The sequence below is a fragment of the Pseudomonas sp. EA_35y_Pfl2_R5 genome, from assembly GCF_963970805.1.
In the GTDB taxonomy this organism is placed as follows: domain Bacteria; phylum Pseudomonadota; class Gammaproteobacteria; order Pseudomonadales; family Pseudomonadaceae; genus Aquipseudomonas.
Window position 1 is genome coordinate 217,940 of record NZ_CAXAOW010000001.1, and the last position, 13,601, is coordinate 231,540.

The following is a 13,601-nucleotide window of genomic DNA, read 5'->3' on the forward strand; positions in this document are numbered from 1 at the left end:
AATGCTCCAACATCGACGAGGCAGGCTAGCTGCCGATTAACTCGCCCCTAAGTCGCGAATGCTCTCGCGCAGGTTCTCGAAGTCATATCCGGACAGGCCGACATACTCCAGCACCAGCTGTTCGATGCTCTGCCACTCATGGTCGTCCGGCTGATTACCCAGCACCAGATGACTTTCACAGATGTGTTCAGCCATCTTCAAAATCGCCAGCAGGGTTTTCAGCTGTGCATCGCGGCTGGAATCCTCGGTGAAAATCGCCAGGGCGTTGTGGTGGCTGGCAATCGCCTCACACAGGTGCAACGGCAGGTTCCACGACTTGGCGGTGAAGTAGCCGACCACCGCGTGGTTGGTATTGAGCAGGCGGTTCTCGGTATCCACTACGCGGCGCTCGCCGGTGGCGCTGGCATAGGCCTCCTCAAGCACAGTCATGTAATTGGGGAAGCGCTTGACCATCAGCGGGATGCCACAGTTGTGGAACAGGCCAAGGGTGTAGGCCTCATCTGGCGAGTGGTAACCGATGCGCTTGGCCAGGGTTAGGCAGGTCATGGCCACATCCTGGGCGGTATCCCAGAAACGATTGAGGGTGACGATGGCCTCGTCCGTCAGCTCGCCGCGAATCGATTGCGCGTTGATCAGGTTGATCACCGTGTTGCAGCCCAGCAGATTGACCGCCTGCTGGATCGAGGCAATTCGATTGGCAAGGCCGAAAAATGGCGAGTTCACCAGTTTCAACAACGCGCCGGAGAGTCCCGGGTCCTGCCCAATCAGCTTGGCGATGGCGCGCAGGTCCGGGCTCGGCATCACCTGTTCCATCTGCAAATCCACCATGATCTGCGGCTGCGGCGGCACGCTGATGCCCTGCAGCACTTGCTGGATATATTCGGCGGAAAGCTCTTGGGACATAACGGGAACAACCGGAATGATAAGTGAACGTCAGTCTAGCTAAACCCCCAGCACTTCCACAGGCGACTTTTGTAACCGACGCACCCTTTATGAAACCGCTATAATTCCGCTCTTTTTTCGGAGTCCCCAGCATGTCCCTGCCCAGCCTGCGCCTGAAAGCCAACGCCGATCGACGCCTGCGCGCCGGCCATCTATGGGTCTACAGCAACGAAATCGACGTCGCCGCCACTCCGCTCAGCGGCTTCGCAGCCGGTGACCAGGCCATCCTCGAGGCGACCGGCGGTAAGCCGCTGGGCGTCGTCGCGATGAGCCCGAATAATTTGATCTGCGCGCGCCTGCTGTCGCGTGACGTCAAACACGTGCTGGACAAATCCCTGCTGGTGCACCGCATCAACGTCGCCATGAGCCTGCGCGAGCGCCTATTCGACAAGCCCTGCTACCGCCTGGTGTACGGCGACTCCGATCTGCTGCCCGGCCTGGTGGTCGACCGTTTCTTCGACATTCTGGTGGTGCAACTGGCCTCGGCCACCATGGAGCGGCATAAGGATGACGTACTCGCCGCACTGATCCAGGTGTGCAAACCCAGCGGCATCCTGCTCAAGAATGACTCCGCTGCCCGCGATGCCGAAGGCCTGGCCCGCTATGTGGAAACCCCGTTCGGCGTGGTGCCGGAGTGGGTCGCCCTGGAAGAGAACGGCGTGAAGTTCGAAGCCCCGGTAATCGAAGGGCAGAAAACCGGCTGGTTCTACGACCACCGCATGAACCGCGCGCGCCTGGCGCCTTACGTCAAAGGCAAGCGCGTGCTCGACCTGTTCAGCTATATCGGCGGCTGGGGTGTGCAGGCTGCAGCCTTCGGCGCCAGCGACGTGATGTGCGTGGATGCTTCCGGCTTTGCCCTTGATGGGGTTGAACGCAACGCCGCACTGAACGGTTTGACCGACCAGGTCGCCTGCGTCGAAGGCGATGTGTTCGAAGCGCTGAAACAGCTGAAAGCCTCGGAAGAGCGCTTCGACGTGATCGTCGCCGACCCTCCCGCCTTTATCAAACGCAAGAAAGACCAGAAGAACGGCGAAGGCGCCTACCGCCGCCTCAACGAGCAAGCCATGCGCCTGCTCAACAAGGACGGCATCCTGATCAGCGCCAGTTGCTCCATGCACCTGGAAGAAGACAACCTGCAGAACATCCTGTTGACCAGCGCACGTCATCTGGACCGCAATATCCAGCTGCTCGAGCGCGGCGCCCAAGGCCCGGATCACCCGGTGCACCCGGCCATTAATGAGACCCGCTATATCAAGAGCCTGACAGTGCGTCTGCTGCCCAATAGTTAGGGTCTGTTGCCGTTTCGTTCGCGGTCGCGCCGGAGCTTGTTTTAGCGCGAGGCAAGGCACGAGACACGAAGTTTGTTCAGCACATCCATGTGCTTCACCCCTTCGGGGCTTGCGCGCTAAAACGCTCCCGGCGTTTTTGTGGTTGTTCCAAATGAGTGTCGAGAAACGCAGTATCGCGCTAAAACAGGCCCGGCCCTTTGGTTTGCGCGCAAAATCTCGCCATGCGGTGTTGAAGGACTTGGCAAGGGAACAACCATTCCCTGCGTCCTCCGCCTAGCCTGGCGAGATTTTGCGCGGCAACGCGGCGCGCGTCGAAATGGCAACAGACCCTAGGCACCTGCACCTGCCGAGTGCGTGTCGGCAGGTGCTTCTTTCTCTCCCGCGCTGTTACCACTCCCCACACCGGCCTGGCGCAACCCCGCGCCTGGACTAGGCTTACATCCCAGCACCGCCGCGCTCGCACTATGCCGCCGACCGACTGGCACAGTGCTTGCGTAACTTGAACATTCAAACAAGTACCCGTTACAGCATAAAAGCGGGCACACGGATTCAAGTATTCAGATAACGGCCATAAGCAGTTGTCTGTTCAGAGCACATTTGGGGAGGGGTATGGCTGACCTGGCTGGGGACAAACCGTTCCTGCAATTCACCAACGTCAAGAAGACGTATGACCACAAGAATCTGGTGGTCAAGGATTTCAACCTGGATGTGGCCAAGGGCGAATTTATCACCCTGCTCGGCCCGTCCGGCTCGGGTAAAACCACCTGCCTGATGATGCTCGCCGGGTTCGAGGACGTGACCAGCGGCGAGATCCTGATCAACGGCCGCTCGGTCACCAGCATCGCCCCCTATCAGCGCAATATCGGCATGGTGTTCCAGCAGTACGCGCTGTTCCCACATATGACCCTGCGCGAGAACCTCGCCTACCCGCTGAAAATTCGCAAACAGCCCAAGGAAGTAATTAACGCCAAGGTCGATGAGTACCTGTCGCTGGTTGAACTGCTGGATTTCGGCAACCGTTTTCCCGGCCAACTCTCCGGCGGCCAGCGCCAGCGAGTGGCGCTGGCCCGGGCACTGATCTTTGCACCCGACATCGTACTGATGGACGAACCCCTCGGCGCACTGGACAAGAAACTGCGCGAGCAGATGCAGTTCGAGATCAAACGCCTGCACGAGCAGCTCGGCTTCACCGTGATCTACGTGACCCATGACCAGACCGAAGCGCTGACCATGAGCGACCGCATCGCCGTATTCAACAACGGCATCGTCCAGCAATGTGCGCCGCCCCACGTGCTCTACGAGCGCCCGGCCAACCTATTCGTTGCCGACTTTATTGGCGAGAGCAACAAGCTCAACGGCGTGATCGAAAGCGTCGGCGCGGACAGCGTGCAGGTGCGTCTGGAAGATGGCGGTCTGGTCAGCGCCTTGAAAGCCAATTGCAACGAAGTCGGCCTGCCAACCACCGTGTCTATTCGCCCGGAAAAGCTCAGCTTCACCGAACGCCTAGGCAGCACCGGCAATCAGGTGTTGGCGCGCTTCGTCACCCGACATTACGTCGGCGAATACATCCGCTACCACTTCGAAACCGCAGGCGGCACCGAACTGGTGGTGAAGAACATGAATGACAGCAGCGCCCCACAACTCAGTGCCAAGGAAGAAGTCGCCCTGGCCTGGCTACCGCAAGACAGCCAGGCCCTGGATCGCCCAGTCGTCACACCAACCTGACCCCAATAACTAAAAGCAGAAGCAATGGAGCACAGCAATGGCTAGAACACTGACCACCCGCTTTTCCACCTTCGCCCTCGCCGCCGCCCTGGGCACGGCAAGTTTCACCGCCAGCGCCGAAGAAACCCTGACCGTGGTGTCATGGGGCGGTGCCTATGGTGCAGCTCAGCAGAAGCACGTGATCGACCCATTTATGAAAGACACTGGCAACAAGGTGCTGTTCGAGGACTACACCGGCGGTGTAGCCGAGATCAAAGCCCAGGTCGAGTCCGGCAATATTCAGTGGGACGTGGTCGACTTCGAAGTAATCGACCTTGAGCGCGCCTGCTCCGAAGGCCTGCTGGAAAGCATTCCGCGCGACATCCTGCCGGCGGGTATCGATGGCGTACCCGCCGATAAGGACTTTATCCCTGAAGCCCTGGCCAGTGAGTGCGCGGTCGGCAACATCGTCTGGTCGGTGGTCTTCGCCTACAACGAGAAAACCATCGGCGGCACCAAGGCCGCGAGCATCAGCGATTTCTTCGACACCAGCAAAATTGCGGGCAAGCGCGCCCTGCGCAAACGTCCACAGGTGAACATGGAGTGGGCGCTGCTGGCTGACGGCGTGCCGCCGGGCGAAGTCTATGATGTGCTGTCCACTCCAGAAGGCCAGGCCCGCGCCTTCGCCAAACTGGACACCATCAAGAAAGATATCGTCTGGTTCGACTCCTGGTCGCAAGCCCCACAACTGCTCAACGATGGCGGCGCGGTACTGGTGCAATCGGCTAACGGACGTTTCTATGACGCCATCCGCCAGGAAAACAAACCCTTCGTCATCGTCTGGGACGGCCACGTCTACGACCTCGACGCCTGGGCCATCGTCAAAGGCTCGCCGAAAAAAGACCTGGCATTGAAGTTCATTGCCTACGCCACTGGCTCCACCCCACTGGCCGGCATGCCAGACGTGGCCTACGGCCCGACGCGCAAATCCTCCATGCCATTGGCTGACCAAAGCGCTGCACCGCACCTGCCGACTGCTCACCTGAGCAAAGGCATCCAAGCCGGTTCGGACTTCTGGGCTGACTACGGCGAATCCCTCGGTGAAAAATTCAACGAGTGGCTGCTGAAGTAATACCTCGGACACCCCGCGCCACAATGGCGCGGGGTGTCGCTTTCAGGTTGTATAGGAGTTAACGCTTGTCCTCTCTCACCAGCACCGAAGCCAACCAAGCCGCCAGTGGTCGACGCAAGAAGCGTCTGACTGCGTTTCTGTTTGTGCTGCCGCTGCTGATATTCATCATGCTCAGCTTCGTTGCCCCCATCGCCAGCATGCTCTGGCGCAGTGTCAGTCACCCGACGGTGGCCGCCCTAATTCCGTTGACCCTAAGCGAGCTGCAACGCTGGGACGGCAAAACCATACCCGATGAACAGACACTCACTGTTTTCGCCAAGGAACTGCATGACCTGGCCAAAGAGCGCCAGTCCGGCAAGCTAGCCGAAGAGATCAACCGCGCTACCGCCGGCATGTCCAGCGTGGTCAAATCCACCGCGCGCAAGGTCTCGCGCTTGAATAACGAACAACTCGCACAACAAGGTGCGGATACGCTGCTCAAGGCCCATCGCAAGTGGAGCAACCCGGATACCTGGTACGCCATCCAGCGCGCCGGCAAGCCCTACACCTATGACTACTACCTGACCGCCCTCGACCTTGAACTAAACCCAGAGCAAGGCATTCAGGTACGCGAAGACACACAGATCTACCTGCAGCTCTACACCAAGACCCTGAACATGGCGCTGATCATCACCGTTTTCTGCGCCCTACTCGGCTACCCCCTGGCCTACTACCTGGCCGGGCTGCCGGAGAACCGTGCCAACCTGCTGCTGGTGCTGGTGCTACTGCCGTTCTGGACCTCACTGCTGGTACGCACCACGGCCTGGATCGCCTTACTGCAGACCAACGGGGTGATCAACTCGTTTCTGCTCGGGGTCGGCATCGTCGATCAGCCCATCGAAATGCTCTACACCTCATTCGCCACGGTGGTGGCCATGACCCATATCCTGCTGCCGTTTATGATTCTGCCGCTGTACAGCGTGATGCGCGGCATCGACCCCAGCTACCTGCGCGCGGCGCTGTCACTGGGTGCACGGCCGATTCCGGCGTTCGCCCGCATCTATTTCCCGATGACAATGCCCGGACTAAGCGCCGGCGCCCTGCTGGTATTCATCATTTCCGTGGGCTACTACATCACCCCGGCGCTGGTCGGCGGCACCGATGGGCAGATGATCAGCAACATCATCGCCTTCCATATGCAGCGCTCGAACAACTGGGAGCTGGCCGCCGCACTGGGATCCCTGCTGCTCGCGCTGATCCTACTGCTGTACTGGCTGTACGACCGCTTCGTCGGTGCCAGCAATATCAAACTGGGCTAGAGGGTCTGTTCCTGCTTCGTTCGCGGCTGCGCCGGAGCCAGTTTTTGCGCGGAGCAAGGCATGAGGAGAGACGTTTGGTATTCCAAATGAACGACGAATAACGCAGCACCGCGCAAAAACTGGCCCGGCCCTCCGGGTTGCGCGGCAAATGATGCCATGCGGCGTTGCGGGACTTGGCAAGGGAACACCATTCCCCGCGTCCCGCGCCTAGCCTGGCACCATTTGCCGCAGCAACGCAGCTCACGAACGAAGCAGGAGCAGACCCTACAATGAAGATTCCCGCCTATTACGGCTTCTGGCATCACCTGGGCAGCTGGTTGCTGAAAACCAGCTCCTGGCTGGTGTTGCTGTTTTTGATCATGCCGATTCTGGTGATCATCCCGCTGTCCTTCAACGTAGAGCCGTTCTTCAGTTTTACCGAAGGCATGCTCACCTTTCAGCCCGAGGCTTATTCGCTGCGCTGGTATACCGCCATCTTTACCGACGACAAGTGGCTGCTGGCAATCAAGAACAGTTTTGTGATCGGTTTCTTCGCCACCCTGCTGGCCACCATCCTGGGCACGTGCGCAGCTGTAGGCTTGGCCCGCGATGACATGCCAGCGCGGCGGTTGATTACCGCGCTGCTGCTGTCGCCAATGATCGTGCCGCTGATCATCACCGCCGCTGGCATGTTCTTTTTCTATTCCGATCTTGGCCTGGCCGGCAACTACCTGGGCGTAATCATCGCCCACGCGGCCCTCGGCACGCCGTTCGTAATCATCACCGTGACCGCCACCCTCACTGGCTTCGACTACAGCCTGGCCCGCGCCGCTCTCAATCTCGGAGCCACGCCGCTACGGGTGTTCTTCGACATCATCATGCCGCTAATCCGTCCCGGGGTGATTTCCGGCGCGCTGTTCGCCTTTATCACCTCGTTCGACGAGGTGGTGGTGATCCTGTTTATGGCCGGGCCGCAGCAGCGCACCATCCCTCGGCAAATGTTCTCGGGCCTGCGCGAGCAAATCAGCCCGAGCATTCTGGCCATCGCCACCCTGCTGATCCTGATGTCGATTGTCCTGCTGATTACCATCGAACTGCTGCGCCGACGCGCCACTCGCATGCGCGGTATCGAACGGCCCAACTGAAAGCCCGCCCCGAAAGGCGGGCACTGCGACCTACTGGATACCGCGCCGGTTGACTGACCACTGCAGGCTGCTGCAGAGACGACACAAGGTACCGAAAAAGGTGTTCCGAGCGCTCTGATCGTCCATCAGTTGGAAACGAAACCAGGCCGTGGTTGGCCCACGGTAAGCACCACCATCACCCACCGGCTCAAAATGACTGACCAGGCGACGCTCGCCCCAAAACACCGGCACATTGCTGCGTAGATAGACCGGCTGGGCATTCAGATAGGGGATGGCGATGGTATCGCCACCGCCGGACATCAGAAATATCGGCCCCTGCTGGCGACGCTGTGAGCCAGTGTCGTGCCCCAGACCGATGGTGTAGGGCTGGATCGGCGCAGTGGAGCGCACCCGCTGATCCTGCCCGGCCATAATCGAACCGCCACCGCCCTGGGAGTGCCCGGAGGTGCCGACCCGCCCGGTGTTGAGCTTGCCGGCATAAGTACCGTAGGCGTTGCCGTTCTCCTGTACCAGATAATCCAGACAGGCCAACATCTCCCGACCGCTGCCTGCGTTGGAGGTTTCTGCCGCTGCCACCACAAATCCGTGGCTGGCCCAATGCGACAACAGCCCGGCATAGGTTGACGGCCCGGTACCGGTGCCGTTGCCCCAGAGGATCACTGGATGGCGCACACCGCCCTGCCCCAGGTTGCTGGGCCGGTAAATGCGACAGCTCGGCCCCTCGCTCTGGTTGCTGGTGGCATAAGGGCCGCTGCGGTCGAAATTGGAAACATTCGGGAACGCTGCCCCCGGTGTGTCCGGTAGCGGTGCAGCCAAAGCGCTGATGGAAATGAACAGGCAAGCAGCCGCCAGGCTGCCGAGTTTCAAGTCAAGCATCGAAGATTCCTCGTTCTATTGTCCTTTTATACGAGTCGCCATCGCCGTCCCGAACCACTGCATCGGAGTGGACTGCGCAGCACACATTTGCGCTGGCGATTGTGGGCGCCCGCCTCACCGGCAGTACGCACCGCCAAGCACCCTAAATGACCAGCCGGTCACGCAGGCAGTCGCCCAAAGGGGGTAAGCGGATGAACGGCATCGCACCAAGGAGCGATGCCAATCCGCTGCCCCACCGCATCAACCGCAGTCGCCGACAGTCAATGCGCCTTGGCTCGGCGGCAGCGGCGGGCGTAGAATCGGCGCATCCCTCGCCGTCCATCCTCTGGCGGGTCTCTGAGCACGGGTCAGACAAGCGGCCACCCCGCGTTGTCCTGTGCCCCCCGCCGAACGCACGGCCATCTCCCGTTTGCATCCGGTGCAGTCGACGCTCACCATACGAACATCACCTGATTAACCGCAGGAACCGTGTCATGCCCGATTACCGCTCAAAAACCTCCACCCACGGCCGCAACATGGCCGGCGCCCGCGCCCTGTGGCGTGCCACCGGGATGAAGGATGAAGACTTCAAGAAGCCGATCATCGCCATCGCCAACTCCTTCACCCAGTTCGTGCCCGGCCATGTGCACCTAAAGGACATGGGTCAGCTGGTCGCCCGCGAGATCGAAAAACACGGCGGCGTGGCCAAGGAATTCAACACCATCGCGGTCGACGACGGCATCGCCATGGGCCACGACGGCATGCTCTATTCGCTGCCGAGCCGTGAAATCATCGCCGACTCCGTGGAATACATGGTCAACGCCCACTGCGCCGACGCCATCGTCTGCATCAGTAACTGCGACAAGATCACCCCCGGCATGCTGCTGGCATCCCTGCGCCTAAATATCCCGGTGATCTTCGTGTCTGGTGGGCCTATGGAAGCCGGTAAAACCAAGCTGGCCAGCCACGGCCTGGACCTGGTTGACGCCATGGTGATCGCCGCCGACGATTCGGCCAGTGACGAGAAAGTCGCCGAATACGAGCGCAGCGCCTGCCCGACCTGCGGCAGCTGCTCCGGCATGTTTACCGCCAACTCGATGAACTGCCTGATGGAAGCCCTCGGCCTGGCCCTGCCGGGCAATGGTTCGACCCTGGCCACCCACAGCGACCGCGAGCAGCTGTTCCTGCAGGCCGGCCGTACCGCCGTCGAGCTGTGCAAGCGCTATTACGGTGAAGGCGACGAGTCGGTGCTGCCGCGCAATATCGCCAACTTCAAGGCGTTTGAAAACGCCATGACCCTGGACATCGCCATGGGTGGCTCAACCAACACCATCCTGCACCTGCTGGCCGCCGCGCAGGAAGGCGAAGTCGATTTCGACCTGCGCGATATCGACCGTCTGTCGCGCAAAGTGCCGCAGCTGTGCAAGGTGGCACCGAACATCCAGAAGTACCATATGGAAGACGTGCACCGCGCCGGCGGTATCTTCAGCATCCTTGGCTCGCTGGCCCGTGGCGGCCTGCTGCACACCGATCTGCCGACCGTGCACAGCAAATCCATGGCCGAGGCCATCGCCAAATGGGACATCACCCAGACCGACGATGAAGCCGTGCACACCTTCTTCCGTGCAGGCCCGGCCGGCATCCCGACGCAGACCGCGTTCAGCCAAAGCACCCGCTGGGACACGGTGGATGACGACCGCGAAAACGGCTGTATCCGCAGCGTCGAGCATGCGTATTCGCAAGAAGGCGGCCTGGCCGTGCTCTACGGCAATATCGCCCTCGACGGCTGCGTGGTGAAAACCGCCGGCGTCGATGAATCCATCCATGTCTTCGAAGGCACCGCGAAGATCTTCGAAAGCCAGGACAGCGCCGTGCGCGGCATCCTCGCCGACGAGGTGAAGGAAGGCGATATCGTCATCATCCGCTACGAAGGCCCGAAAGGTGGTCCGGGCATGCAGGAAATGCTCTACCCAACCTCGTACCTGAAATCCAAAGGCCTGGGCAAAGCTTGTGCTCTGCTCACCGACGGGCGTTTCTCCGGCGGCACCTCGGGCCTGTCCATCGGTCACGCTTCACCGGAAGCCGCTGCTGGCGGTGCCATCGGCCTGGTCAAGGATGGCGACAAGGTGTTGATCGATATCCCTAACCGCACCATCAACCTGCTGGTCAGCGATGAAGAGATCGCCCATCGCCGCCACGAGCAGGACAAGAAGGGCTGGAAGCCAGTTGAAGTGCGCCCACGTAAAGTGACCACTGCACTGAAGGCCTACGCCCTGCTTGCTACTAGCGCCGACAAGGGCGCTGTACGCGACAAGGTCATGCTGGACAAGCTGATGCCGTAACACGCATCCGTACAAGCAAAAAGCCCGGTACTGAGTACCGGGCTTTTTGCTTTCAGGACTCGATAGGCCGCTAACTCACCCCCATATAACGCCCGGCGCGGTGATTGATCGCCAGCACCATATTCAGCGCCAACGCGCCGAGGATCGACAGCGCCACCTTGTCCAGCGGCACCACCATGACCGCCCCAAGAACAATCAGCACATCGATGCCCATCTGCACCTTGCCGGCGCGCAGACCGAAACGCTCCTGTAGATACAGCGCAAGGATATTCACGCCACCCAAGCTGGCGCGATGACGGAACAGCATCAGTAAGCCCAGGCCCATGGCGAAACCACCGAACAACGCGGCATAGACCACATTCAGATGAGTGAAGCCAATCCACTGCGGCGTCAACTCCGCCAGCAGCGAGACCATCCCCACCGCGCAGAAGGTGCGCAGGGTAAAAGGCCAGCCCATGCGCCAGATGGCCAGGGCGTAGAACGGCAGGTTGATCAGAAAAAACACCAGACCGAAGGGCCAACCAAGCAGGTACTTCATCAGAAAAGCCAAACCCACGGTGCCCCCGGTGAGCAGGCCCGCCTGGCTGTAGAAGGTAATGCCCAAGGCCACCATAGCAGTGCCCAACAACAGCGCCAGGCCATCTTCCCAGAGAGGGTGACGAATAAAGATCGCGGCAATACGATCCAGCTCGGCGTGATCGGTATCAGCGTCATGCATGGGGAACAACCTGTAGAGGGCAAACGACAATAGACAGCGTAGCGGCCAGCAAGACATCGCCTGGCATGGGTTAGCGCGACACAACAACGCGCAGGGTGACACGCCAAAGCGGCGCCCACCCTGGCGGAGATCAATGCAGCACTGAAACGCTCAGCCCGAACGGACTATTTGCGATCCCACACCTCGAACACATAGCCGGGGGTCTCAAGCCCTTCCGGGTGTTCGATGGCGGAAGACAGGTGCCAGTCAGCATCGACCACTTCGGGGAAGTAGGCATCGCCCTGCGGGCTGATGCCGACGCGGGTCAGGTACAAGCGTTCGGCCTGAGCCAGGCCCAGCTCGTACAGCTGGGCACCGCCGATCAGCATCAGCTCTTCGGCGTCTTCCTCGCGGGCCCAGACCTCGGCACGCTCGAGCGCCGCGTCGAGACTGGTAAAGACTTCCGCGCCCTCCAGCTGCAGATCCGGCTGACGGCTGACCACCAGATTAAGCCGGCCCGGCAAGGGGCGGCCGAGGGAATCCCAGGTCTTGCGACCCATGATGATCGGCTTACCCAGGGTCAGCGCCTTGAAGTGCTTGAGGTCCGCCGGCAGGTGCCAGGGCAGTTGGTTATCGCGGCCAATTACGCGGTTTTCCGCGAGGGCGGCGATCATGCAGAGAGGCAGGGAATTTTTCATAGGCGCGAGAATACCGTCTGCGTAGCGATCATTGAAGCCTTCCCCCCGAACCGGTTCACGATCTTGCGAGCCAGAGCCATGCAAGGCAGAAACAGGCGAGGAAGCGCAGTGTAGGAGTTGTACATGAGCATTCCGACTGGGCTCGCATTCGAGCCTGTTTCTAACGCGGCAGGGCCGACGCACAACAGGTCGTTAACCGGTTCGCCGTTCAGTTCGCTTAACCATCCTGCCGCTTACCCACCACGCGGTTTCGCCCCTGCTCCTTGGCCAGGTAGAGCGCAACATCCGCCAAGCGTAGGGCATCACTCAGGCCCTGATGCGGCTGCGGGGTGAGGTAGGCCATGCCGATGCTCAGCGTGATCACGCCGGCGGCATCCGAATGGGCATGCGTCAGGCCCAAGGCTTCGATATTGCTGCGGATATCCTGCAGAATCGCCAGCAGCTGTACTTCATCCAGGCCATACCAGACCCCCACAAACTCCTCGCCGCCATAACGCGCAGCGCAATCCAGCGGCCGCCGCGCATGCTCGCCGATCACTCGAGCAACCTGGCGCAACGCCTCGTCACCGGCGGCGTGGCCATAGTGGTCGTTGTAACGTTTGAAGAAGTCCACATCCATCATCACCACGCCCAGGGTCTGCTTTTCCCGTTGCGCCTGACGCCAGCTGCGCTCGGCACGCTCGGTAAAGGCGCGGCGGTTGAGCAGCCCGGTAAGGAAGTCCTTCTCGGCCAGGTCCTGCAGCAGGCCATGGGCGAGGAAATTCTGCCGCGTGGCATATTCCAGGGAATAGCAGCCCACCGAGCCGATGATATTGGCCAGGGCGAGAAACAAGGCATTGTTTAGCAGCGCCTCCCCGGCCAGGCCGGTGCCCAGTTCCACCGCCAGATACGCCACAAAGGTCAGCCAGCCGCACAACACGGCAGTGGTAAAGCGCAGGCCAGTGAGGAAATAGAAGAACACGGTAACCAGGATGATGCCCTCGTAGGGCAAGGCAAAGCTGTGGTGGCGAGCCAGACCGATGATGCCCGCCACGGCCAACCCGGAGAGCAACGCCACAACCCCGCCGATCAACTGCAAGTGATCACGCAAGCCCGGCCGATAGGTGGCCAACCAGGCCAACAGCAGCATCGGCTGAATCACCCCCAGGCGCAGGGCGAGTATCCGTCCACGCAGTGGGTCCGGCAGGTTGAGCGCATCCAGCAGCACAAACAGCATCGCCAGCAGCGTCGCAACCAGCAATGACCAACGCATGCGTCGCAGGAACACATTGGCGTGATAGCGCTTGAACGCCTGCTCCAGTTCATCGTCAAAACTCAGCGCGCGAAAGCCCTGCTGGTGCTGACGCAGGTACGGCGAATCCTGATTGACCCACTCCAGGTGCGGTAACTTCACGATGGCACTCGCTTTTATTGTTATGCATTCAGCAGCCGCTGACCGAGGCATTCGGCCGCCCACTGCCATCAGCCTAGCTGGACTGACCTGCGGAGTACACGCGAGCGCAACTGTGCCATGTGCCGGC

Annotated in this window: 11 protein-coding genes; 6 read left to right on the top strand and 5 right to left on the bottom strand. The window is 60.7% G+C overall.

The genetic code is table 11. The annotated features are described in order from the left end of the window. Positions 1-36: 36 nt before the first annotated feature. Positions 37-849 carry an HDOD domain-containing protein gene (locus AACX99_RS00960; protein ID WP_339409643.1) on the bottom strand — a complete coding sequence of 271 codons (813 nt, stop codon included), beginning with the start codon at positions 847-849 and terminating at the stop codon, positions 37-39. A 185-nt stretch (positions 850-1,034) separates the two neighbouring features. On the opposite strand from AACX99_RS00960, the gene AACX99_RS00965 reads away from it, so the two are divergent. From AACX99_RS00965 to AACX99_RS00985, 5 genes are all read left to right on the top strand, one after another. Continuing rightward, complete coding sequence (locus AACX99_RS00965; protein ID WP_339408979.1) at positions 1,035-2,231, top strand: class I SAM-dependent rRNA methyltransferase; 1,197 nt, start codon at positions 1,035-1,037, stop codon at positions 2,229-2,231. Positions 2,232-2,840: 609 nt separating this feature from the next. Beyond that, positions 2,841-3,956 (top strand): ABC transporter ATP-binding protein, encoded by a 1,116-nt coding sequence (locus tag AACX99_RS00970; RefSeq protein WP_339408980.1) that lies wholly within the window; start codon positions 2,841-2,843, stop codon positions 3,954-3,956. Between the two features lie 37 nt (positions 3,957-3,993). Then, on the top strand, positions 3,994-5,067 hold the full coding sequence (locus tag AACX99_RS00975) for an ABC transporter substrate-binding protein (protein ID WP_339408981.1): 1,074 nt from the start codon (positions 3,994-3,996) through the stop codon (positions 5,065-5,067). Positions 5,068-5,132: 65 nt separating this feature from the next. Further along, positions 5,133-6,365 carry an ABC transporter permease gene (locus AACX99_RS00980; RefSeq protein ID WP_339408982.1) on the top strand — a complete coding sequence of 411 codons (1,233 nt, stop codon included), beginning with the start codon at positions 5,133-5,135 and terminating at the stop codon, positions 6,363-6,365. 269 nt (positions 6,366-6,634) lie between these two features. Further along, positions 6,635-7,489: an ABC transporter permease gene (locus AACX99_RS00985; RefSeq protein WP_339408983.1), complete on the top strand. Its 855-nt coding sequence runs from the start codon at positions 6,635-6,637 to the stop codon at positions 7,487-7,489. A 30-nt stretch (positions 7,490-7,519) separates the two neighbouring features. Here the strand turns inward: AACX99_RS00985 and AACX99_RS00990 are convergent, their stop codons facing one another. After that, on the bottom strand, positions 7,520-8,365 hold the full coding sequence (locus AACX99_RS00990; protein WP_339408984.1) for a poly(ethylene terephthalate) hydrolase family protein: 846 nt from the start codon (positions 8,363-8,365) through the stop codon (positions 7,520-7,522). 473 nt (positions 8,366-8,838) lie between these two features. On the opposite strand from AACX99_RS00990, the gene ilvD reads away from it, so the two are divergent. Then, positions 8,839-10,686 (top strand): dihydroxy-acid dehydratase, encoded by a 1,848-nt coding sequence (gene ilvD, locus AACX99_RS00995; RefSeq protein ID WP_339408985.1) that lies wholly within the window; start codon positions 8,839-8,841, stop codon positions 10,684-10,686. Positions 10,687-10,756: 70 nt separating this feature from the next. Here ilvD and AACX99_RS01000 read toward each other — a convergent pair whose 3' ends face one another. The 3 genes from AACX99_RS01000 to AACX99_RS01010 all read right to left on the bottom strand — a co-directional run bounded on the left by AACX99_RS01000 (position 10,757) and on the right by AACX99_RS01010 (position 13,474). Next, positions 10,757-11,404 (bottom strand): YitT family protein, encoded by a 648-nt coding sequence (locus AACX99_RS01000; RefSeq protein WP_339408986.1) that lies wholly within the window; start codon positions 11,402-11,404, stop codon positions 10,757-10,759. 164 nt (positions 11,405-11,568) lie between these two features. Then, complete coding sequence (locus AACX99_RS01005; protein WP_339408987.1) at positions 11,569-12,081, bottom strand: dihydrofolate reductase; 513 nt, start codon at positions 12,079-12,081, stop codon at positions 11,569-11,571. A 217-nt stretch (positions 12,082-12,298) separates the two neighbouring features. After that, on the bottom strand, positions 12,299-13,474 hold the full coding sequence (locus AACX99_RS01010) for a GGDEF domain-containing protein (RefSeq protein ID WP_339408988.1): 1,176 nt from the start codon (positions 13,472-13,474) through the stop codon (positions 12,299-12,301). Between the last annotated feature and the right edge of the window lie 127 nt (positions 13,475-13,601).

Excerpts from the sequence above, each read along its gene's own strand:
- AACX99_RS00975 (WP_339408981.1), top strand. The coding sequence starts at position 3,994 with ATGGCTAGAACACTGACCACCCGCTTTTCCACCTTCGCCCTCGCCGCC.
- AACX99_RS00990 (WP_339408984.1), bottom strand. The coding sequence starts at position 8,365 with ATGCTTGACTTGAAACTCGGCAGCCTGGCGGCTGCTTGCCTGTTCATT.
- AACX99_RS00965 (WP_339408979.1), top strand. The coding sequence starts at position 1,035 with ATGTCCCTGCCCAGCCTGCGCCTGAAAGCCAACGCCGATCGACGCCTG.
- AACX99_RS00985 (WP_339408983.1), top strand. The coding sequence starts at position 6,635 with ATGAAGATTCCCGCCTATTACGGCTTCTGGCATCACCTGGGCAGCTGG.
- ilvD (WP_339408985.1), top strand. The coding sequence starts at position 8,839 with ATGCCCGATTACCGCTCAAAAACCTCCACCCACGGCCGCAACATGGCC.
- AACX99_RS01000 (WP_339408986.1), bottom strand. The coding sequence starts at position 11,404 with ATGCATGACGCTGATACCGATCACGCCGAGCTGGATCGTATTGCCGCG.
- AACX99_RS01005 (WP_339408987.1), bottom strand. The coding sequence starts at position 12,081 with ATGAAAAATTCCCTGCCTCTCTGCATGATCGCCGCCCTCGCGGAAAAC.
- AACX99_RS00970 (WP_339408980.1), top strand. The coding sequence starts at position 2,841 with ATGGCTGACCTGGCTGGGGACAAACCGTTCCTGCAATTCACCAACGTC.